General features: G+C 67.3%; 20 protein-coding genes. 11 read left to right on the forward strand and 9 right to left on the reverse strand.

What is annotated here, in order from left to right:
- Window positions 1–54: 54 nt before the first annotated feature.
- On the forward strand, window positions 55–522 hold the full coding sequence (locus N2K98_RS00255; RefSeq protein ID WP_255864455.1) for an SRPBCC family protein: 468 nt from the start codon (window positions 55–57) through the stop codon (window positions 520–522).
- Window positions 523–601: 79 nt separating this feature from the next.
- Window positions 602–1,045 (forward strand): GNAT family N-acetyltransferase, encoded by a 444-nt coding sequence (locus N2K98_RS00260; protein ID WP_255796283.1) that lies wholly within the window; start codon window positions 602–604, stop codon window positions 1,043–1,045.
- Between the two features lie 92 nt (window positions 1,046–1,137).
- On the opposite strand, the gene N2K98_RS00265 is transcribed toward N2K98_RS00260, so the two are convergent.
- Window positions 1,138–2,136: an SDR family NAD(P)-dependent oxidoreductase gene (locus N2K98_RS00265; protein WP_255864454.1), complete on the reverse strand. Its 999-nt coding sequence runs from the start codon at window positions 2,134–2,136 to the stop codon at window positions 1,138–1,140.
- Window positions 2,137–2,317: 181 nt separating this feature from the next.
- On the opposite strand from N2K98_RS00265, the gene N2K98_RS00270 reads away from it, so the two are divergent.
- Window positions 2,318–3,328, forward strand: a complete 1,011-nt coding sequence (locus N2K98_RS00270) for a LacI family DNA-binding transcriptional regulator (protein ID WP_255864453.1) — start codon at window positions 2,318–2,320, stop codon at window positions 3,326–3,328.
- Between the two features lie 20 nt (window positions 3,329–3,348).
- On the opposite strand, the gene N2K98_RS00275 is transcribed toward N2K98_RS00270, so the two are convergent.
- Both N2K98_RS00275 and N2K98_RS00280 read right to left on the reverse strand, forming a co-directional pair.
- A complete protein-coding gene (locus N2K98_RS00275) occupies window positions 3,349–4,398 on the reverse strand; it encodes a winged helix DNA-binding domain-containing protein (RefSeq protein ID WP_255864452.1) in 1,050 nt (349 codons plus the stop codon).
- Window positions 4,399–4,449: 51 nt separating this feature from the next.
- Complete coding sequence (locus N2K98_RS00280; RefSeq protein ID WP_255796279.1) at window positions 4,450–5,565, reverse strand: GTP pyrophosphokinase; 1,116 nt, start codon at window positions 5,563–5,565, stop codon at window positions 4,450–4,452.
- Window positions 5,566–5,671: 106 nt separating this feature from the next.
- On the opposite strand from N2K98_RS00280, the gene N2K98_RS00285 reads away from it, so the two are divergent.
- The 4 genes from N2K98_RS00285 to N2K98_RS00300 all read left to right on the forward strand — a co-directional run bounded on the left by N2K98_RS00285 (window position 5,672) and on the right by N2K98_RS00300 (window position 8,893).
- On the forward strand, window positions 5,672–6,430 hold the full coding sequence (locus N2K98_RS00285; protein WP_255864450.1) for an alpha/beta hydrolase family protein: 759 nt from the start codon (window positions 5,672–5,674) through the stop codon (window positions 6,428–6,430).
- A 34-nt stretch (window positions 6,431–6,464) separates the two neighbouring features.
- Entirely contained in the window at window positions 6,465–7,379 is a 915-nt protein-coding gene (locus N2K98_RS00290) for a carbohydrate kinase family protein (RefSeq protein WP_255864448.1), read from the forward strand.
- Between the two features lie 48 nt (window positions 7,380–7,427).
- Window positions 7,428–7,964, forward strand: coding sequence for a YbhB/YbcL family Raf kinase inhibitor-like protein (locus tag N2K98_RS00295; RefSeq protein WP_255864447.1), 537 nt, complete (start codon window positions 7,428–7,430; stop codon window positions 7,962–7,964).
- Window positions 7,965–8,041: 77 nt separating this feature from the next.
- Window positions 8,042–8,893: an HAD family hydrolase gene (locus tag N2K98_RS00300; RefSeq protein ID WP_255796275.1), complete on the forward strand. Its 852-nt coding sequence runs from the start codon at window positions 8,042–8,044 to the stop codon at window positions 8,891–8,893.
- On the opposite strand, the gene N2K98_RS00305 is transcribed toward N2K98_RS00300, so the two are convergent.
- The 3 genes from N2K98_RS00305 to N2K98_RS00315 are packed head-to-tail and all read right to left on the reverse strand — an operon-like array spanning window position 8,814 to window position 13,439.
- Complete coding sequence (locus N2K98_RS00305) at window positions 8,814–9,593, reverse strand: phosphatase PAP2 family protein (protein ID WP_255796274.1); 780 nt, start codon at window positions 9,591–9,593, stop codon at window positions 8,814–8,816. The genes N2K98_RS00300 and N2K98_RS00305 overlap by 80 nt on opposite strands.
- Window positions 9,590–10,888: an alpha/beta hydrolase gene (locus tag N2K98_RS00310; protein WP_255864837.1), complete on the reverse strand. Its 1,299-nt coding sequence runs from the start codon at window positions 10,886–10,888 to the stop codon at window positions 9,590–9,592. The genes N2K98_RS00305 and N2K98_RS00310 overlap by 4 nt, the downstream gene beginning before the upstream one ends.
- A 16-nt stretch (window positions 10,889–10,904) precedes the next feature.
- Complete coding sequence (locus N2K98_RS00315; RefSeq protein ID WP_255864446.1) at window positions 10,905–13,439, reverse strand: bifunctional lysylphosphatidylglycerol flippase/synthetase MprF; 2,535 nt, start codon at window positions 13,437–13,439, stop codon at window positions 10,905–10,907.
- Between the two features lie 125 nt (window positions 13,440–13,564).
- Between N2K98_RS00315 and N2K98_RS00320 the strand changes: the two genes are divergently transcribed.
- Both N2K98_RS00320 and N2K98_RS00325 read left to right on the forward strand, forming a co-directional pair.
- The gene (locus tag N2K98_RS00320; RefSeq protein ID WP_407079861.1) at window positions 13,565–14,374 is read left to right on the forward strand and encodes a glycerophosphodiester phosphodiesterase family protein; all 810 of its coding nucleotides are present in this window, start codon (window positions 13,565–13,567) and stop codon (window positions 14,372–14,374) included.
- 46 nt (window positions 14,375–14,420) lie between these two features.
- Window positions 14,421–15,530, forward strand: a complete 1,110-nt coding sequence (locus N2K98_RS00325; RefSeq protein WP_255864444.1) for a glycerate kinase — start codon at window positions 14,421–14,423, stop codon at window positions 15,528–15,530.
- An 18-nt stretch (window positions 15,531–15,548) separates the two neighbouring features.
- On the opposite strand, the gene N2K98_RS00330 is transcribed toward N2K98_RS00325, so the two are convergent.
- Window positions 15,549–16,862 (reverse strand): uracil-xanthine permease family protein, encoded by a 1,314-nt coding sequence (locus tag N2K98_RS00330; protein ID WP_255796269.1) that lies wholly within the window; start codon window positions 16,860–16,862, stop codon window positions 15,549–15,551.
- 142 nt (window positions 16,863–17,004) lie between these two features.
- On the opposite strand from N2K98_RS00330, the gene N2K98_RS00335 reads away from it, so the two are divergent.
- Window positions 17,005–17,877, forward strand: a complete 873-nt coding sequence (locus tag N2K98_RS00335) for an SDR family NAD(P)-dependent oxidoreductase (RefSeq protein WP_255796268.1) — start codon at window positions 17,005–17,007, stop codon at window positions 17,875–17,877.
- Entirely contained in the window at window positions 17,874–19,310 is a 1,437-nt protein-coding gene (locus tag N2K98_RS00340; protein ID WP_255796267.1) for an aldehyde dehydrogenase family protein, read from the forward strand. The genes N2K98_RS00335 and N2K98_RS00340 overlap by 4 nt, the downstream gene beginning before the upstream one ends.
- A gap of 78 nt (window positions 19,311–19,388) precedes the next feature.
- Here the strand turns inward: N2K98_RS00340 and pgm are convergent, their stop codons facing one another.
- Both pgm and N2K98_RS00350 read right to left on the reverse strand, forming a co-directional pair.
- Window positions 19,389–21,020, reverse strand: a complete 1,632-nt coding sequence (pgm, locus tag N2K98_RS00345) for a phosphoglucomutase (alpha-D-glucose-1,6-bisphosphate-dependent) (RefSeq protein ID WP_255864443.1) — start codon at window positions 21,018–21,020, stop codon at window positions 19,389–19,391.
- Between the two features lie 56 nt (window positions 21,021–21,076).
- Window positions 21,077–21,280 carry a hypothetical protein gene (locus N2K98_RS00350; protein WP_255796265.1) on the reverse strand — a complete coding sequence of 68 codons (204 nt, stop codon included), beginning with the start codon at window positions 21,278–21,280 and terminating at the stop codon, window positions 21,077–21,079.
- Between the last annotated feature and the right edge of the window lie 34 nt (window positions 21,281–21,314).

Genomic DNA, 21,314 nt, shown 5'->3' on the forward strand with positions numbered 1-21,314 from the left:
TAAGGGGCAGCCCGCCGTGGAAAAAGTACGATCCATCCATCGAAGGAGAGTTCATTGACCACTGATCAGACGAGCGTTGTAGTTTCCCGGGTCATCGATGCCTCGGCAGCAGACATCTTCAACCTGTTGTCCAACCCCGAGCGCCACCACGAGCTGGACGGTTCCGGCATGGTGGTTTCGGACGAGAAGACCGACCGCATCACGGCTTCCGGCCAGGTCTTCAAAATGAACATGCACAATGAAAAAATGGGCGACTACCAGACGGAAAACCACGTCACCGGGTACGACCACAACAAGCTGCTGGCCTGGCAGACCGCTCCGGCCGGCACCGAGCCCAAGGGCTGGCAGTGGGTCTGGGAACTTCAGGCCGACGGCGCCGACTCCACCGAGGTGACCCTGACCTATGACTGGTCCCACGTCACCGACAAGGAAACCCTGAAGAAGGTTTCCTTCCCGATGGTGTCCAAGGACGACCTTGAGGACTCGCTGAACAAGCTCGCCGCAGCGGTTTCCGGAGCCTAGCGGCTTTTTTAGAACGTACGACGGCGGCCGGTGCCTTCCTTCGGGAGGGCGCGGGCCGCCGTCGTTGTAAGGTGGCGCAATGATTCGCGAAAGCACACCGCTGGACATCCCCCAACTCGCCCGGCTCCGGGCTGCCTGGGTGGCCGAGGCGGGCGGGGACGGTCCGGCTGATGCGGGCTTTGTGGCCGAGTTCAGCACGTGGCTGGCGGCCAACCCCCGTACCTTCTTCGTTGCCGTTGCGGATGGCGGCGACGCCCTGATCGGCATGCTGAACCTGTCGATCTTCGAGCGCATGCCGAAACCGGACAAACCGGCTTCAGTCTGGGTTTACCTGGCGAATACCTACGTGTTGCCCGCGCACCGCAACGCGGGGGTAGGCAGCGCCCTGGTGTCCGCGGCAGTCGACTATGCGCGGGGCATCGGGGCGGCGCGGATTGTCACCTCGCCGTCGCAGGCGTCAAAGAACTTCTACGCGCGGCACGGTTTCGAGGCGGCGGAGGAACTGGCCGTCTACCGGTTCTGACCCGCGGCAAGGACCGCCAAAACAACGACGGCGACCGGTTCCCTCCGCGGAGAAGGGAACCGGCCGCCGTCGTGCTTATCTGCGGTGAGTGATTAGACCGCGGACCAGCCGCCGTCAGACGGCAGGATGGCGCCGTTGATGTTCACGCCGTCATCGCTGAGCAGGAACGTGATGGAGGCCGCGAGGTCCTCCGCCGAGGCCAGGCCCGGAATATTCACGCGTGCCGGGGACAAGCGAGCCTCGCCGTACTCGCTGGTCTTGCCGCCCATCGGAATGCCGGTGGCCACGCCGCCCGGAGCCACGGCGTTTACACGGATGCCTTCACGGGCATACATAAACGCGGTGCTGCGGGTAATGCCGACCACGGCGTGCTTGGACGCCGTGTAGGCCACACCGGAAGCGGAGCCGCGCAGGCCGGCCTCGGAGGTGATGTTCACAATCGAGCCCTTGCGTGCTTCGAGCATCGTCGGCAGCACGGCGCGGGTCAGGCGCATCAGGCCCTCCACGTTGACGGCGAAAATCTTCTGCCACATGGCATCGGAGACCTCGTGCAGCGGGGAGAAGTCGTCATTGATGCCGGCCACGTTGGCCAGACCGTCAATCTTGGCGCCGGATGCGGCCATGATGCGGTCAATGGCGGCGGCGTCGGTCAGGTCGCCCGCAACCGGAACAATGGCCTCGCCCAGTTCTTCGGCGAGTTCCTTGATCTTCACCTCGGCGATGTCGACGGCAATCACGCGGCCGCCTTCACGGGCGATGCGGCTGGCGGTGGCACGGCCGATGCCGGAACCGGCGCCGGTGACGATGATGGTGCGGCCTTCGAAACGGCCTTCAACGGTCGGCAGGGCGGTTTCCGCGATCTCGGGCATCACGCCGCCGTTGGCCTGCTTCACGAGTTCATCCACGGCGGCCTGCGGGAACTTGCCCTGGCTGAGGTCAACCAGCTGCTGCAGCTTCATGGTCAGGGCGGGGCCGAGTGTGTTCTCGTCGCTACCGGCCTGTGCAAGGAAACCGCGGATGGCGGGGCCGCCGGCGGGGTGGTCGAGCCACTGCTGGACGGTGTTCTGGGCGGTGATGGGCGAATTGGCCACGAACCGGTCCTTTCGATCGGGGAGCGGCCGTAATCTGCGGCCGCCGGTTTCGGCAGCTCACCGCGATGGTTACACGTGTAAGTTGCCTGTATCGTCAGACTACCGGAGAAATCTCCAATGGATAAGGGCTGACATTGCCGTGTTTGGGCGGGTCGCAAAGGCTAGGCGAAAGAGGGACGGGATGAACCGCAGGGTCACGTCCAACGACGTCGCGCAGGCCGCGGGCGTCTCCCGTGCCACCGTCAGTTACGTGCTCAACGGCCGTGCCGGGCAGAGTATCTCCACCGCGACGCAGGACAGGGTGCTGGCCGCAGCCCGCTCACTCGGGTACACGCCGTCGACGGCTGCCCGCACCCTGCGCCGCGGCCGCAGCGACCTGGTCCTGATGCTGCTGCCGCCCGAGCCCCTGGGCCGCGCCCTGGCCATCATGATCGACGCCGCCTCCGAGGAAGTGGAACGGCAGGGACTGCGTCTGGTGGCGCACCGGCTGCCGGCGCAGGGGGGAGCGCCGTCCCTGGTGCAGTCGCTGGCTCCGGCAGCGCTGATCCTCCTCACCCCGCTCCCGGAGCCGGAACTGGCAGCCCTGGCGGCCAGCGGCATCAAGGTGGCGTCCCTGCACCAGGCGCTGGAAGACCCGCTGGCGCCGGACCTCGGCATCGGGGCATGCCAGGTACAGCACCTGGCCGCCGCGGGACACCGACGGATCGGCGTGGCGGTTCCACCGGAATCCGGTTACGCCTGGCGGGTGGATGTCCGGCTGGCAGCCATTGCAGACGCCTGCAGCCGGCTCAGGCTTCCGCAGCCCGACGTCGCCCGGCTGGGCCTGGACGCAGGGGAGGCGGCTGCCGTCGTCGACCGCTGGAGAGCAGGACCGCAGCCGGTGACCGCAGCCTGTGCGTTCGACGACGAGCACGCCTTCGCCCTGCTGGCCGGGCTGGCCGCGCATGGACTGAGTGCACCGGAGGACCTGGCGGTGATCGGAGCTGAGGACATTCCGCTGGCGTCGCTGGCGGTGCCGCCGCTGACCACGGTACGGATGGACGCCCGGGAGCTGGGGGAACGCTTCGCTCGGATGGCCGTGGCGCCGCTGGGTGGGGCACAGGATCCGCAGGGAAGCGGAGCAAGCCATTCCGGGCAGCTGGCGGAACCTGACCTGCCGCCGGTTCGGCTGGTGCGGCGCGCTTCGGCCTGAGCAGGTAACCCGCGGGACCGTCAGCCGTGCGGCCAGTCTGCGACCGCCCGCTCGATGGCCCGCCGCTTGGCTGCCGAGACCCGTTCCACCAGGTCGATTACCGGTTCCGGGGTGGCCCGGGAAGTGCGGGGCAGCCGCCAGGTTCCCACGGCCACGCCGTCGTCGAGCACGGCCGGGCGGAAGACCCCGTTGCCGCCCGGGACAATTGCCGCCAGCATCGCCGGGCTGGCAACCAGGGAACGGTCCGCGTAACCGAGGATCCACTCATCGAACGCCGGCACCAGTGACACTCCGGAACGCTCCGGAATCTCCGGCTTACCGATGATCCACGCCGGCCGACCGTCCACTTCCACCTGAACCAGGTCCGCCACCCCGGCCGCGGCCTTGCGCACCACGGTCCTGGGCAGCTTGGTCCACCAGGCCAGGTCAGCTTCGGTGACCGGACCGCGCGCCAGCACGAAGCCGCGCACCAGGGCCGTGAGGTCGCCGTCGGCCGCTCCCGGGCTGACGGCGCGCGGTGCCGTGAGGGTGAGGAGTTGCTCGGTACCGGAAAACCGTCCCCAGTGCGCCAGACCCTCCACGCAGAGGTGCATCAGCAGGTGGTAGCCGCGTCCGTCGGAGGTGTCGATCCCCGCAGCTTCCCAGAGTTCCAGCGCCTCGGAGCGCCGCAGGGGCCGCTCGCCCAGCGCCTCGCGCAGGGTGTCCCGGCCCCGCGCGAGTACCGTCTCCTCAAGCCCCAGCTCGGCCCGGCGTCGGGCAGCCATGTTTCGGATGCGTTCCGCGGTGAAGGACAGCAGGGCCGCCAGATGCTCCGGAGTGGTGGCGAACAGGGTGCCGCGCATCGGCCAGCCGCGCACCAGTTCGCCGCGGTCAAACGCGTCCCGGACGTCCTGGACGGTGGTTCCGGGGCGGGAACGGACGGCAATGGCCCGCAGCACTGCGGGCAGGTCCTGGCCCTGCAGCGCGACCGCACGCCTTACGACGTCGGCCGGGGACAGATCCGAACCGCCCAGCAGCTGCGAGGAGCGCCGCATCCGCCGTGCATCCTGCCCTGAAAGAGAAATGACCACGGGGCAAAGCTATGCGGGCGCAGCGGTGCCCGGCAAGGTTCCGGGGACCGGCTACTGGCCCTGGTCCGCTTCCCGCGCCCGGTAAAGCTGCATCAGCCGGTAACGGCGACCCAGGGACTCCCGGCGGGGTTTGACCGGTGCATCCTCCGGTTCGGCCGTGAGGTCGATGTGTTCCTTGCCGAAACGCCAGAGCAGCAGGTCATCGAGCAGCCGGTCCGGTCCGGGCGAATAGCGGTGATCCAGGGCCGCGCGGACCTTCGTGATGGCCTCTGCCTGCAGCAGCCCGGCCAGGTCCATGGTGGTCTTCATGCCGTGCGCAGCCAGCATTTCCGCTGCCCACCCCCAGTCATCACCGGACTTGCGGTTGACGTGCGGGAGCAGGGTCATCCAAATGTCCCGGATCCGGTTCGGGGTCAGCGGCGCACTGCCCTGGCCTTCCTCGTCCCAGAAACCGGTGACCGTTTCGTAGCGTTCATGCAGCTCGGCGAAGGCGGTTTCCACCGTCTCCAGCATGGCCGCGGTTGCCGTGAACTGCCGGTCGAAATACGGGCTCCAGGCCCGGGGATCGCCGGCCTTGAACCGGATGTCATGCTCGATTTCGGACCAGGCGTGGGCCAGCACGGTACGGATCTGCACTTCGAACAGGTAGCTGCCGTTGGGCCGCTGGTCCGGGTCAAGCAGCTTGTGGAACTTCCGCACCGTCTCGTTCTGGATGGTCCGCAGGATCAGGTGCCGGCTGGAGTAGCCGTAGGTGCCGGATTCAATGGAGCCAATGTCCTTCTCGCGGTCGCCGCGGCAGTCAAACTCCGCCCGCTGCCGCTTGATCAGGTTCGCCGCTTCATCCACTTCGTGCGGCAGCGTCATGATGATGCGCAGGCCCACGAGGTCGGTGAGGTTGCGCAGCGGATCCGGGAACAGCAGGGAGGGCAGTTCGCCGGGGTGCTCCGGGGGCAGCATCCGGGAAGCCTTGTCCCGGAACGACTCCACGGTCTTGGTTCGCGAGGCAACAAACAACGGCTTGACCGGACTGTCGGCAAAGACAGCGCGAAGATTCGCTTCCATCTCCGCGGTAACCGCTTCCAGTCCCGGCCGGACCCGGGCGTACTCATCGGTACTGGCCTGGACTGTGGGCCGCAGCCGCTCATCCAGTGTGTCCCACGCGCTCAAAGCTGTTTCCCTTTCCCCTGCCTGCCCCCAGCCTATGGCACGGCGTTTATCCGACCCCGGCGATAGGCTCCCTATCAGATTAAGCCCCGCGAGCAGAAGGATCGTCATGCCAGCGCCTGCACTTCGTATCTCCTACGGGCCGCACCCGGACCAGTACGCCGAACTTACCCTTCCGGAAAGGGGTGCCGCGGCGCAGGCGGTGGTGGTCATCATCCACGGCGGATACTGGCGTGCAGCCTATGATGCGGAACTGGGCCGGCCGCTGGCGGCGGACCTGGCCGCCCGCGGGTTTGCCGCCTGGAACCTGGAATACCGCCGGGCCGGCAAAGGCGGCGGCTGGCCGGAAACGTTCGAGGATGTCTGCGCCGGAATCGACGCGCTGGCGCCGGCGGCACGGGAGTACGACGTCGACCTCTCCCGGGTGGTCCTCCTGGGCCACTCGGCCGGCGGCCACCTGGCCGCGCTGGCCGCGGCACGGACCAATCCGCACGTTCTACCGGCCGGCGTCGTCAGTTCCTCCGGAGTCCTGAACCTGGCCGAGGCTTACGAACTGGGCCTGAGCAACGGCGCGGTGCGGAACTTCCTCGGCTGCACGCCGGAAGAGGATCCCCGGCGTTACCGGGATGCGGATCCCATGTGTGCACTGCCGCTGCCGGTTCCGGTCTGGGCGCTGCACGGCGAGGAAGACACTACAGTGCCGCTCAGTTCTTCCAGCAGCTGGGTGGACGCTGCCCGGGCAAGCGGTACAGAGGCGCAGCTGCGCCTCATTCCCGGCGACCACTTCGCGATGATCACCCCCGGCACCCCGGCATGGGACGCCGTCGTCGAGGCGGTCCGTGAGGCGGCCGGAATACCTGTTCCTTAAGGCAACCGGGAGACTGCTCTGTTAGGTTGGCAGTGTGCTTACAGTTATTGGGGAAGCCCTTGTTGATGAAGTAGTCAGCGACACGGCGCCGCGGCGAACACACCCCGGCGGCAGCCCGCTGAATGTAGCTGTGGGCGTGGCGCGGCTGGGCCGGCCCGTGCAGTTTGTGGGCCGCTTCGGTTCGGATAGCTACGGGGCGATGATCGCCGAGCACCTCCGAACCAATTCCGTGCTGACCGCGTTCGAAGCCGATGACCTGCCGACCAGCGTGGCAACGGCCATGCTGGATCCGGTGGGCGGCGCCCGGTACACCTTTGACCTGGAATGGCAGCTTCCAGGCCTGGCGGAGGACCTTCCGGCCCTGCTGGACGGAACCACCATGCTGCACACCGGTTCCATCGCGTCCATGCTCTCGCCCGGTGCGAGCCACGTGCTGCGCGCCGTGGAACAGGCACGGCCCGGCTGCACCATCACCTACGATCCGAACTGCCGGCCGACCATCATCACCGACGTCTCCTACGCCCGTGAACAGGCCGAGAAATTCGTCGCCCTCGCCGACGTCGTCAAGGCCTCCGACGAAGACCTGCAGTGGCTGTATCCGAACGAACCTGCGGAGGAATCCGCCCGGCGCTGGCTCGCTGCGGGCCCGTCGCTGGTAGTGGTCACCCGGGGTTCGAAGGGACCGTGGGCCGTGGCCGCGGCTGGTGAATGCGAAGTCGCCGCGCCCACCGTCAGCGTGGTGGACACCGTGGGTGCCGGGGATTCGTTTATGTCCGCCCTCCTGGTGGGGCTGATGGACCGGGAGCTCGACGGCGGTGCCCGCCGCAGCGAGCTGGCCCGGATCGGCGTCGGCGAACTGCAGGAGCTGCTCTCCTTCGCCGCGCGCGCAGCTGCCGTCACCGTTTCCCGCGCCGGAGCCAACCCGCCCTACCGCCGCGAACTCTCCTGATCCCGCGGCACGCCGCGGCCCCGATGCCAACTACCCGAAAGGAAATCAGTGGAAAGCCGAGACCCGTACGAGGCACTGCCGCAGGTGCCGGAGTTCACCGTCGAGAGTGAAGAATTCGCGAACGGAGGCACGTTCGCACCGGCCCAGTACAGCGCCAAGATGGGCGTAGCCGACGGCAGCGATGCCTCGCCGCAGCTGACCTGGTCCGGTTTCCCGGAACAGACCCGCAGCTTTGCCGTGACGATGTATGACCCGGACGCACCCACCGCCAGCGGCTATTGGCACTGGGCGGCCTTCAACATCCCCGCGTCGGTCACGGGTCTCGCCGCAGATGCCGCCAATACGGGGCAGATGCCCGCCGGCACCGTGCAGTTGGCCAACGACGCCGGATTCCCCGGCTTCGTGGGCGCGGCCCCGCCCGCAGGACACGGACGGCACCGCTACTTCGTGGTGGTCCACGCCGTGGATACGGAGGAACTGGACGTGCCGCCGGACGCCACACCGGCTGCCTTGGGCTTCGCGCTCTTTACCCACACCCTGGCGCGCGCCACGATGATCGGCACCGCGGAAATCCGCGAGGACTAGCGTCCCGCAGGCAGTCCCAGTTGGGGAGGCTGCGCACCGTTCCGGTCCCTGCCAGAGCCGGAAGTAAGCTTGATGGCATGCAGGAACAGCGGCTGCCGGTACGGCTGATAGCAAGTGACTTAGACGGCACCATCGTGGGTGCGGACAACAGCATCAGCGACCGGACCGTGAGGGCTTTCCGTGCCTGCATGGCAGCAGGAATCGACGTCGTCTTCGTGACCGGGCGCCCGCCCCGCTGGCTGGATCCGCTGCGCGAGCGGATCGGACATGTTGGCACCGTGATCTGCTCCAACGGGGCCATCACGTATGACCTGGCCGCCGAGCGGGTCATCTCCACGCAGCTGCTCCCGCTGGAGCAGATGTTCGCCGCCGCGGAGGTCATCCGGGACCTGTTCCCGCGGGCACGTTTCGCGGCGGAGACGGTGGACGGCCTCCATCTGGAGGACGGCTTCGTGGACACCGGATCCGTGGAACTCCTCGGCGGCATAGTGCCCGGACCGCTGCGTGAATCCCTTGCGGGCCAGCCCGGTGTGGCGAAATTCCTCGCCCGGGGAACCGACATCTCCCCGGACGAGTTCCTGCGCCGGGTGGCGCCGGCGGTGGCCGAACTGGTGGAAACCACGCATTCGGCACCGCGGATGCCGCTGCTGGAAATGTCCCTGCCGGGACTGAACAAGGCCGCCACTCTGGCCGGTTACGCCAAGGGGAAGGGCATCAGCGCGGCGGAGACCATAGCTTTCGGCGACATGCCCAACGACATCTCCATGCTGGACTGGGCCGGCCGGGGCTACGCGATGGCAACCGGCCACCCGGATGCCCGCCAGGCGGCGGACTACACGGCACCGGGCTTCACGGACGACGGCGTGGCGGTGATCCTTGAGCGGCTGCTCGATGTTCGGGAAGCCTCCGCAGAAGCTGGTGCGCGGTAATCACCACCGCGAGCCAGGCCGCTCCGAGCGTCCAGGCCACCAGCACATCCGTCAGCCAGTGGTGGCCCAGATAGACCCGGCTCAGGCCCACGGCAAACGTGAAGACCGCTGCCGCCAGCCCTGCGAAGACCTTCGCCCAGCGGTTATGCACGTGCAGGATCACCAGGTAGGCCAGGATCCCCGCGATGACGATCGAGTTCAGGGTGTGTCCGCTCGGAAACGAGGCGGAGGATTCGTACGGCGGAACGGCATCCGCCAGTTCCGGCCGGGTACGCCCGATCAAAGCCTTTCCGGTGACCGTCATGAGCAGGGAACCGGCGGCTGCGGCCGCCGTGAGGATCAGCGGCGTCCAGGAGCGCCAGCGCAGGCACATAACGAGCACCACGAGCCCGGCGATGACGGGCATGCCGATGGTCCCGGCGAGGTTGGTGAAACCGGTGACCGCGGAATCCAGCGCGGGAGTGCGCAGCCCCAGCGCCGCTTCCAGTGCCGGCCGGTCCAGCCCGGCCACGCCGTCCGCGTCGGCGACCGAGTCATAGACCTCCGCGGACACGAGAGTCAGGGCCAATGCCGGCAGGAGGCCGACGGCCAGGATCACCAGCAGGGTCACATGCGGCGAGGTTGCGCGGCTGATTGCATGCAGCAGCCGCCTGAGCGGATTTGCGGCGGGGGAGGGATGTTGTGCGGGGTCCAGGCTCATGGCTCAAGTATGCCAAGCCGGCTGCACAGCCAGTCCAGGTTGTTCTCCAGCCCGGCCCGCCAGACCTGCCAGGAGTGTCCGCCCGGAAGCTCCTGGAACTGCACGTCCGCGCCGGCAGCCCGGGCCGCTTCGTACACCTGCCGGCCTTCCGGCGCGTAGACCTTGTCTTCGCGGCCGACGACGACGATCCCGGCAAGGTCCGGAAACGCCATCCGGTGAAACCGGTCCACGGCATTCTGTTCTGCAAAAGCGGCCTTGTCGCCGCCGAAGTAGGTGTCCAGCAGGGCCTGCTGCCCGTCCGCATCGGTGGGCTGGTTCTCTCCGGCGATATCCAGGAACGTGGGATAGACATCGGGGTGGTTCGCTGCCAGCTGCACTGCGCAGGTGCCGCCGAACGAATACCCCGCGATCGCCCACTGGTGCGCCCCGGACGTCCCGGCCCCGAGCTGCTGCTGCACCCAGGCGGGAAGGTCCCGGGCCAGATAGGTTGCGGAGTCGCTGACGGAAGTGTCCATGCACAGCGGCCAGTCGGGATTGGAAGCGTTGCTCGCATCGGGCATTACGACAACCGGTGCCAGGCCGGCGTGGCGGGCGGCAAAGTCATCCATCATTTCAGCTATGCGGCCGCTGATGAGCCAGTCGTTCGGGGATCCCGGCTGGCCGTGGATCAGGACCAGCACCGGCAGGCTGACGGCACCCGGGTCCGCCAGATAGGCCGGCGGAAGATAGATCAGCGCAGTGTTGGACGCGTACCCCGAGGCGGTAGCGGGGATTTCGTCGCGGTAGACAGTGCCCTCCCCGGGCATGTCCGACGGCGGGGACCAGCTGCTTTCGGAGGCAGCGGGGCGGTCCGCTCCTGCGTCGGCGGGAGCGGGAATGGGATCATCCGTGGCCGTGGGCGGGTTCAGGAGGGATCCAACCGTGGGGTATTGGTTGTAGGCGAGGTTCACCGTGCAGGCCAAACCCAGCAGTATTCCGAGCCCGGCCGCAATGCCCGCTACCCGGCGGGACAACGGGGTGCCTGGAGCTGCCATGAGCCCGGACGCCAACTGAAGCCCCAGGATTGCCAGGGCAGAGTAGAGGTAGAGCGTCCGTGGAAGCGAAGCATTCCACCAATGGAATATAACTTCTGCCAGCACATAAAGCAGTGCGGTGCAGACCGCCGCAACTACTGCGTAGACCAGGATCCGGCGCAGGCCCAGCCGCCTCCCCGCAATCCCGAGCCAGAGAAGCGAAGCCGCGCCCAGTGCCAGAGCGAGGACGGGAAGGATCCCGTCAACCAGGGACAGGGCCATCACGGCCGGGGCGTCCTCATGCGGTACGGTCCACGATCCGGCGGGCCAGCGACAGTCCCTGCCCCAAAGACAGGCCCGGAACATAGGCCCGCGCCAGTGCGTTGGCGATGGCGGGCAGGGACGCCGGGTCTCGGTAGGTCATAAACAACGGCAGGTACTCCGGGGCGAACTTGGCCTTGAAAGCCAGCAGGGACCGGAAGCCGTACACCGGTTTCAGGGTTTCGCCCAGCCGGTCCAGCAGCCGGTCCATCATGGGCTGTCCCTCCCCGGTTCCGTCGTGGTCGTCCGTCTCCCCGTAGGCGCGGGCCAAAGGTGCGCCGGAAAGGCTGAGGAAGGAAAAGCCCTCGTCCTGGAGCGACAGTGCCGCGGACGCGATGAGGAAGTCCATCCCCAACCGGAAGCCGCTGCTGCGCCGGCGCATAAAATCCAGTGTCCAGCCCTCTACCACCCCGTTCCGGTACACCGGGAGCCAGGACGTCACCGCATGCACGGTACCGTCTTCGTCGATGGCCAGCAGGCAGCGCACCTCCGGGTCATCCACTTCTTCCAGCCCGCCCAGGGTAAAGCCCATCTCGGGCATGTTCTTGTCCGCCACCCACTCCTCCGAAATGGCGTGAAGTTGGTCCTTCACGGCCAGCGGTGCCGCGGGATAACGTATCCACTGAGCACGGATGCCCTCCTTGCGGGCATGGTTCATGGCGGTGCGGATGTCCTGGAATCTCTTGCCCTTGAACGCGAGGGAGCCCAGTTGGAGTACGGTTTCCTCGGCCACCTGAAGGGACAAAAAGCCCAGCCTGCTGGTGAGGTCCCGCACCTGGATACCCACGGAGTAGAAACACGCAGTGATGCCGTTTGCGGTGCAGAAAGCCGAGAAGCCCTCGACGGCGCTGCGCACTTCATTCCGGGGTCCCACCGGCTCTCCGACGCTCAGCGCCACTCCGCTATCCATCCGGTAGGCCACATAGGAATTCCCGCTGGGGGAAAACCAGTAGTTGTTGCCCGACCAGAGGGTCATCCAGGCCATGGTGCTGCCGCCGTGGATTCGAAGCAGCGAACGGGCGCGGACCGCATCAGCGGTTGCCGGGCTGTAAGGCGGAACCAGGAAGGAACGCAGCAGCAGGACGCACACCAGGATCCAGAAGGCTACCCCGACGCCTTCATACAGCAGGACCGCCGGCAGGCTCTCCGGCACAATGCCCGGAGCCCGGCTGGTCACCTCGAGGACAGGAAGGAAGCGTCCGGGTAGATCGGCCGTGAGCAGCCCGGGGGTCGCGGCCGGCGAGAAACCGTTCCGGTTCACCAGGCCCACGCCCAGGTAAAGCGCGGCAAGCAAAACGGCCGCCAGGACGGCTGTGCCCGCCAGCCGCCGGTAGGTGCCGGCAGGCGCGGAAACGGTGAAGAGTCCGCGGGTCAAAGCCAGCAGCACCAGCACCGCCAACGGAACGGCCATGGGCAGTACCAGTGCGATGTAACTTCCGGTGCCGGGGGCCAGGGTGCCCGGTTCTTCCCCGGTCAATAGCCGGCCGATCCGCACCGCGGCCAGCACCGTCATAGCCCCCTGCAGCAGCAGTGCGGCCAGCCAGGCGAAGCGGCGCCCGCGTCGAAGTCCGTCGGAAAAAACAGCCAGCAGCACCAGGGGCAGGGTAGCCAGGAAGAATGCGGCCGGGCCGGCACGCAGTTGGACACGCGCGGCGATGCACCGCGCTGAATCCGCCGCTTCACCGCACAGTTGCTCCAGCTCTGCCGGAGTCCTCACCTCCACGTCCGTAAAGAGGTACCGCAGTACCGAAAGCGGTCCCACGGCCTGGCTGCTCAGGGCGCTGATCACCGGGCCCGCGGCGGAAGCCAGCACAACCAGGGCCACCAGCACCCGCGCCTCCCGCCTGCTGCTCACCAGCCTGTGTGGAATCGACGGCCGACGGCCCGCAAGGTAGGGCCCGGCCAGTGCGCCGGCAGTGGCCGCGCCCAGAACCGTCAGAGAGGAGAAGGTTCCTCCGTAGAGCGCCAGCAGTATCAGCAGCGTAAACAGGGTGAGCCGCAGGCGGCGGCGCCACAGGGTCCCGAGCCGGGCGCTGGCAGCAGCGGCCGCGGCGGCCAGGAAGGCCACCGGACCCACGAAGGACTCGGAGACAAGGGCGCGGGACCAGTCGCCGATGGAGGCGCTGGTCAGGTAGGCGAAGCCGGTGGTCAGCAGCAGCCCCGTGACTTGACCGCCGAAACCGGCCAGCAGGAACCGTCCGGTTCCCAGTTGCCGCTCGCCGGGTAACCCGGCCAGCAGCGCCAACAGGGTACCGCCGAGGTAGCCGGTCGGGCCTCCCGCCCAAAAGCAGCACAGGAGCAGGGGTGCCGGATTGCCGGCCACGGTGCTCACGGAAGCAGCCGCCCAGTCCAGCACCGGCCCCTCCGGGCCGCGGAAGAATGTGAACGCCCCCAGGATCCAGAACAAGGCAATAAAGGTGAGGGTGGCGGGAGCCCTGCCGGCACTTCTCAGCAGGCGCCGGAGCGGCCAACGTGCTCCGAAGCGGCGCCACACGGGAAGTTTGTCAGGCACGGTACTGACCTCCACGGAACAAGGCGGCTGCAGGGACTGCTGCCGGTCGAGGTGCTGCCAGTCTAGGCGCGTGCGGTCTGGCGCGGCCCGCCCCCGCACAGTCCGGCCCTTGGTAAGGTACGAATGTGTTGGCTACTTATCCATATTTCCGTGCGCCCCGCGACACCGAAACGGCGCACCCGGAGTCCCCGCCGGCACCCATCGCCCTGGCGCACCGCGGCTTTTCCCCCGACGGCTACGAAAATACGCTCTCGGCATTCCGCGCCGCCGCGGACCTGGGACTGAGCTACCTGGAAACGGATGTGCGCACCAGCCGCGACGGTATCCTGATGGCCTTCCACGACGAAACCGTGGACCGCCTTTCCGGCGGCGTGGTGGGCAAAATCAGCCGGCTCACCCGGAAAGAACTCGACGAGGTACTGGTGGGCGGGGCGGAACGGATCCCCACCTTCGAAGAACTCCTGACCGAGTGGCCCCAAATGCGGCTGAATGTAGACATCAAGGACGCTGCCGGAGCAGCACTGCTTGCGGACCTGATCGAAAAACACTCTGCCCATGACCGTGTCCTAGTGGCGTCCTTCTCGGACGTCCGCCGGCTTAGCGCCCTGCGCCGGTTGGGCCGGCCGGCTGCCAGCTCCGCCGGCAGTGCCCTGACTGCTGCGCTGCGTCTGCTCGCCCCGCTGGGCGTAGCCGCGGTCCTCGCCCGGGCGGGCCGTTTCCAGTGCGTCCAGGTTCCGCTGCGCTTCGGCCCTCTGCGCGTGGTGACGCCGGGTTTTGTCCGCAGCTGCCACCGCGCCGGCATCCAGGTCCACGTCTGGACGGTGAACGACGCGCCCACCATGAACCGGCTGCTGGACCTCGGGGTGGACGGCATCGTTTCGGACCGTTCGGACATTCTCGTGGACGTCCTCAAAGACCGCGGGCAGTGGAGGTAAGGACTACTTGGACGGTCTTGTCCGTCCCTGCTGGCAGGATGAGGGCATGCGTGTAGTTATTGCTCCGGACAAATTCAAAGGATCACTCAGCGCCGCGGAGGCCGCGGCAGCCATGGGTGAAGGTGTGCTGGCGGTCTACCCGGAAGCCAAGGTCACCGCTGTACCGGTGGCGGACGGCGGCGAGGGCACCCTTGACGCTGCACTGATTGCAGGGGCCGAGGCCCGCACCGCCCGGGTCCGGGGACCGCTTGGGCGGGAAATCACCGCCGTATGGGCGCTCAGCGGAGATACTGCCCTGATCGAAACCGCGCGGGCCAGCGGATTGACCCTGCTGGATCCCACACCCGAGACCGCGCTGGCGGCCACCAGCTACGGCAGCGGGCAGCTGATCACTGAGGCACTGGATGCAGGTGCGCGCACGATCATCCTTGGAATCGGCGGCTCGGCCATGACGGACGGCGGGTCCGGCGCCTTGACGGCCCTGGGATTGAAGATCCTCGACGACGCCGGAGCGCCGGTGCCTCCCGGGGGAGCTGCCCTGGCGCAGGCCGTCTCCCTGGACGCTGCCGGCCTGGATCCACGGCTGGCCGGCGTGGACCTGAAGATCGCCGCCGACGTAACGAACCCGCTGCTCGGCCCGGAAGGCACGGTGGCCGTGTTCAGCGGCCAGAAGGGCGCCGACTCCCCGGCGCAGGCGGTCCTCGAGGACGCACTGGGTAACTGGGCAAAACTGCTGAAGTCCGCGACCGGCGTCGACGTCGACATTCCCGGCGCCGGCGCGGCAGGCGGCTTTCCATCCGGGTTCCTGGCGTTCACCGGCGCGTCGCTGAACCCCGGGTTCGAACTGCTCAGCGCGTTCACCGGGCTGGACCTGGCGCTCACACGCTGCGACCTGGTGCTCACGGGCGAAGGCTCCCTGGATGAGCAGTCCCGCTACGGCAAGGCACCCCTGGAGGTGGCGGCCCGGGCCCGGGACGCCGGCATCCCCGTGGTGGCCGTGGCCGGCCGAATCACCCTGACCCCTGACCAGTTGCAGGAGTACGGAATTGTTGCGGCCGTCAGCCTGCTGGACATGGTCCAGCGGCCGCAGGATGCCATGGAACAGGCGGCAAAGTACTTGGCGCGGGCTACGCGCCAGGCACTGGAAGGAGCCTGATCCGGGCCGGCCGGCGGCTCAGCCGAGCCGGCTTGGCTTGGCCCCGGCGTCCTCCTGCGGCTCGTCCGGATCCGTCCCCCGCCAGCGGGCGATCGCCTGCATGCCGTGGTAGGCGATCAAGGTGGCGCCGGTGCCGAGGGCAATACCGCCGAATTCCAGCCCGGCCACTACCCAGGTGAAGTTCGCGATGGCAATGATCAGGCCCAGGCCGGCGGTGGAAAGGTTGATCGGGTTGGAGAAGTTGACCCGGTTATCCACCCAGATACGCACGCCGAGGATGCCGATCATGCCGTAGAGGACGACGCCGGCGCCGCCCAGCACGCCGCCCGGCACCGTGGCGATCATGGCCCCGAATTTCGGGAACAGGCTGAGCAGGATGGCCACGATGCCCGCGACCCAATACGCAGCCGTGGAGTACACGCGGGAGGCCGCCATCACACCGATATTCTCCGCGTAGGTGGTGGTGGCGGAACCGCCGCCGGAACCGGCCAGCATGGTGGCCAGGCCATCGGCCATCAGCGCCCGGCCCGCGTACGGGTCCAGGTCGCGGCCGGTCATCGCGGCAACGGATTTCACATGTCCGATGTTTTCGGCCACCAGTACCAGGACCACCGGAACAAAAAGGCCGATAACGGAGAAGTGGAAGGTGGGGGACATGAATTCGGGCAGCCCGATCCAGGCGGCATCGCCGATGGCCTGGAAATCCACCTCGCCCTGCAGCATGGCCGTGATGTAGCCGGCCACCACGCCAACCAGGATCGACAGCCGGCCCAGGAATCCCTTGAACAGGACCGTGGTCAGCAGGATCACCACCACGGTGACGGTGGCGGTGAGCGGCCCCTGCTCGTAGTTGTCCCGTGCCGAACCGGCCAGGTTGAGGCCGATCAGGGCCACTATGGTGCCGGTGACCACCGGCGGCATCAGGACCTGGATCCAGCGGGTGCCGGCAAGCTGCGCGGCGAGTCCGACCAGGAACAGGACAAAGCCCGCCATGATGATGCCGCCCAGGGCGCCGCCGGGACCGTGCTGGTTGGTGGCCGCTCCGATTGGAGCGATAAAGGCAAAGCTTGAACCCAGATAGCTGGGAACCCGTCCGGCGGTGATGATCAGGAACAGGATGGTCCCGATGCCGGAGAACAGCAGGGTGGTGGCGGGCGGAAAGCCGGTCAGGAGCGGCACGAGGAAGGTCGCGCCGAACATGGCCACCACGTGCTGGGAGCCGATGCTGATGGTCCGCGGCCAGCTCAGGCGTTCCTCGGGGGCAACGTAGCTGCCCGGCCGGATGGTCTTGCCGTCTCCGTGGAGGGTCCAGTCCGTACCGAATCTGCTCATGGTGGTGCCTTCCGGAAGACATGTGTGTGTTGGCTCGATTCTATCCGCCGGGGGATTCCCGGGATGTTACGTTGCATAAGAACAGTGCACGGTGCCGGGCCGGGCCGGGCCTGGACTACAACCGATCGGACGATGGAGCAGCATGAGCATTTCAGTTGCAGGACGCGTAGTTCTCATCACGGGGGCAGCCATGGGCATGGGCCGGCTCTACGCTGAGCGGGCCGTGCGTGAAGGCGCGGCATCAGTGGTGCTGTGGGACCTCAACGCCGAGGCCCTGGAGGACACCGCCGCGCAGCTGCGGGAACTGGGCGCGTCGGCCATCCACCCCTACGCGGTCGATGTTGCCTCCCTGCCGGACATCACGGCCACTGCCGATCAGGTCATCCGCGAGGTAGGTGTGCCGGACATCCTGATCAACAACGCCGGGATTGTGCGCGGCAAGTACTTCTGGGAGCACGCGCCGGAGGCTGACATCGACGCGGTGATGCAGGTCAACACGCTGGCGCCCATGCAGGTCACCCGGGCGTTCCTGCCCGGCATGATCGAGCGGCGCACCCCAGCGCGCATCCTCAACGTGGCTTCGGCCTCGGGAACGCTGTCCGTGCCGAAAATGAGTGTGTACACGGCGTCGAAGTGGGCCGTCATCGGCTGGAGCGACTCCATGCGGCTGGAACTCACCGAATCGGGCAACGGGCACGTTGCCGTAACCACCCTGATCCCCAGCTACATCAAGACCGGAATGTTCGAGGGGGCCAGGGGACCGCTGATGACTCCGTTGATGGAACCGGAATACGTGGTCGACAAGGCCTGGGAGGCGCTCCTCGCCGGGAAGGCGCGGATCCAGCTGCCGTGGACCGTGGCCCTGGGCAGTGCCCTGCGCAATGTGCTGCCCCAACCGGCGTGGGACGTGGTGGCCGGGCGCGTTTTCAAGGTCTACCAGTCCATGGACCACTTCACCGGCCGGAAACCGGCTTCTGCAGACGAAACCTCCCGCAAGGAAAGCACCCAGGCATGAGCGAGATGGTCTCCGCATTCTCCGAATCCTCCAGCGATTCCTCCACCGACGTCGCCGGGTCCCCCGCAGCAGTTCCCGCCGTGCTGGCCAGGGTGCGGGAAACCTACGACTCCGGCCGCACCCGCCCGCTCGCCTGGCGCCGGCAGCAGCTCGAGGGGCTGGTCCGGCTGTTTCACGAGCGGGAACAAGAACTAGCGGACGCGCTGGCCGCTGACCTGGGTAAAAATCCGCTCGAAAGCTACGTCACCGAGCTTTCACTGGTGCGGGCGGAGGCGGAACACGCTCTGAAGCATCTGGAGAAGTGGGCCCGCAGCCGGCGGGTTCCCGTTCCGCTGGGCCTGCAGCCGGCGTCGGCCCGGACCGAACCCCGGCCGCTGGGCGTGGTACTGATCATCGGTCCCTGGAACTATCCCGTGCAGCTGGTCCTGGCGCCGCTGGTCGGTGCCCTCGCCGCAGGCAACGCGGCGGTCCTCAAACCCAGCGAACTGGCCCCGGCGACGTCGGCCGTGCTGGCGGACCTGCTCCCGCGCTACGTGGACCCGGAAGCTGTAGCCGTGGTCGAGGGCGGGCAGGAGGCCAGCACCGCACTGCTGAAGGAGCGTTTCGATTCGATCTTCTTCACCGGCGGGGAGCGGGTGGGGCGGATTGTCCTGCAGGCGGCCGCTGAACACCTGACCCCGGTCACCCTCGAGCTGGGCGGGAAATCCCCGGCCGTGGTGCTGGACGGCAACTGGGCCGCCGTCGCGCGCCGGCTGGTCTTCGGGAAACTGCTCAACGCCGGCCAGACCTGCGTGGCCCCGGACTACGTCTTGGTGACGGAAGCGGCAGCGCCGGCGCTGAAGAAGCAGCTTGTGAAGGCGGTCGCGGAGCAGTTCGGCAAGGATCCGTCCCGAAGCAAGGATCTGGGCCGGATTGTCAATGAACAGCACTGGGAACGGCTGGTGGGGCTGCTGGACAGCGGCACGGTCCTGGCCGGCGGGCGCAGCGACCGCGGCAGCCTGTACCTGGAACCGACCATCCTCACCGACGTAGCCCCGGATTCACCGGTGATGCAGGAGGAAATCTTCGGCCCCATCCTGCCGATCATCGAGGTCCGGGACCTGGCGGAGGCAATGAAATTCATCAATTCCCGTCCGGTTCCGCTGGCCGCCTATCTCTACAGCAACTCCGCGGCGGACCGGAAGACCTTCGAAGAGGGCGTCCGGGCCGGCAGCATCAACCACAACGCCAGCACCGTCCAGCTGGCCGTACCCGGCCTGCCGTTCGGCGGTGCAGGTGCCAGCGGCACCGGGGCGTACCACGGCAAATTCAGCTTCGACACGTTCAGCCAGCTGCGGCCGGTCTTCACCAAGGGCACGCTGCTGGACACCCTCCGGTTCGCGTACCCGCCCTACACTGGGCTGAAGAAGCGGCTCCTGCGCCGGCTGCTGTAAGCGCTGCAGGATAAACAGAAGGGGGTGCACCTGCCGGTGCACCCCCTTCTGTTTACGGCGAACTGTTTACGGCGGAAGCTAGGAAATCACGCCGTCCACGATGGCTTTGGCCTCGGCCTGGACCTGGTGCAGGTGTTCCTCGCCCTTGAAGGACTCAGCGTAGATCTTGTAAACGTCTTCAGTGCCCGAGGGGCGCGCGGCGAACCACGCGTTTTCCGTCGTCACCTTCAGGCCGCCGATGGGCGCTCCGTTGCCCGGTTCCTCGGTCAGGCGCGCAGTGATCTCCTCGCCTGCCAGGGTGGTGGCAGTAACGTCCGACGGCGAGAGCTTGGCCAGCGCAGCCTTCTGCTCGCGGGTGGCGGGTGCGTCCACGCGTGCATATTCCGGATCGCCGAACTGATTGGTCAGTTCGCGGTACCGCTGGGACGGGGTCTTGCCGGTGACGGCCGTCATTTCAGAGGCCAGCAGCGCCAGCAGGATGCCGTCCTTGTCAGTGCTCCAGGGGCGGCCGTCGAGCCGGAGGAAGGATGCGCCGGCTGATTCCTCGCCGCCGAACGCGGTTTCGCCCGAGAGCAGACCCGGCACGAACCACTTGAAGCCCACCGGTACCTCCATGAGGACCCGCCCCAGATCCGCCGTGACGCGGTCGATCATGGAGGAGGAGACAAGGGTCTTGCCCACCATTGCGTCAGCGCTCCAGCCGGAGCGGTTGCGGTACAGGTAGTCAATGGCGGTCGCCAGGTAGTGGTTCGGGTTCATCAGTCCCGCATCCGGCGTGACAATGCCGTGCCGGTCGGCGTCGGCGTCGTTGCCGGTGGCAATGTCGTAGTCCCCGGCCCGGGAAATCAGCGATGCCATGGCGTACGGCGAGGAGCAGTCCATGCGGATCTTCTCGTCCCAGTCCAGCGTCATGAAGGCCCACTGCGGGTCCACGTTGGGATTGACCACGGTCAGGTTCAGTGAGTGCCGTTCCGCGATCGCGCCCCAGTAGTCCACGGAGGCGCCGCCGAGGGGGTCGGCGCCGATGTGGAGCCCGGCGCTGCGGATGGCATCCAGGTCCAGCACCGCGGGCAGGTCTTCCACGTAGTGTGCCAGGAAGTCATAGGTGCCCACCGAATCGGCCAGGCGTGCCTCGCCCAGCGGAATGCGCCGGACCCCGTCCAGGCCGTTCTCCAACAGCTGGTTGGCGCGGTCGGCAATCCAGTTGGTGATGTCCGATCCGGCGGGTCCGCCCGTGGGCGGGTTGTACTTGAAGCCGCCGTCTGCCGGGGGATTGTGCGAAGGGGTGACCACAATGCCGTCAGCCTGTTCCGTGCGCGTGGAATTGTGCACCAGAATGGCATGGCTCACGGCCGGGGTGGGGGTGAACCCGTTGCGTGCATCAATGAGCACATTCACGCCGTTGGCGGCCAGGACCTCCAGCGCGGTGTTCTGTGCCGGTTCGGACAGCGCATGCGTGTCCTTGCCCATGAACAGCGGTCCGGTGATTCCCGCAGACGTGCGGTATTCAACGATGGCCTGGGTGATCGCGGCGATGTGCTGCTCATTGAACGCCCCGTTGAGGGAGGATCCCCGGTGCCCGGAGGTGCCGAACACTACTCGCTGGGCGACATTGGAAGGATCCGGTACGACGTCGTAATAGGCGTCCAGAAGGGCAGTGAGATCTACAAGGTCGGAAGGTTCGGCACGCTGGCCGGCACGATTAGACATACCCCTAAGCATGCCAAAGAAACGGCGCCGGCGGCAGACGCACGCCTGCCCGCCGGTCAGCCCTTCTTTTCCTTGAAGTTCCCGTTGTCAGAGTTCAGGCCCTGCGCGAGGCTTGAGTGCACCTCGGTCCGCGGGTCGGAGTGGTCCTGGCTGCCGCTTCCGTCAGGGACTTCCTTCGAGGTCGACATCAGGTTCTCCACGGCGTTCTCGATCGGGTTCGTGGATTCCGTCTTGGGATCCTTCGCATTCTTGTCAGCCACGATGGCCTCCTCTGCGTTTAGTTACACCGTAAGT

The sequence above is a fragment of the Arthrobacter jinronghuae genome (genome assembly GCF_025244825.1).
Classification (GTDB): domain Bacteria; phylum Actinomycetota; class Actinomycetes; order Actinomycetales; family Micrococcaceae; genus Arthrobacter_B; species Arthrobacter_B jinronghuae.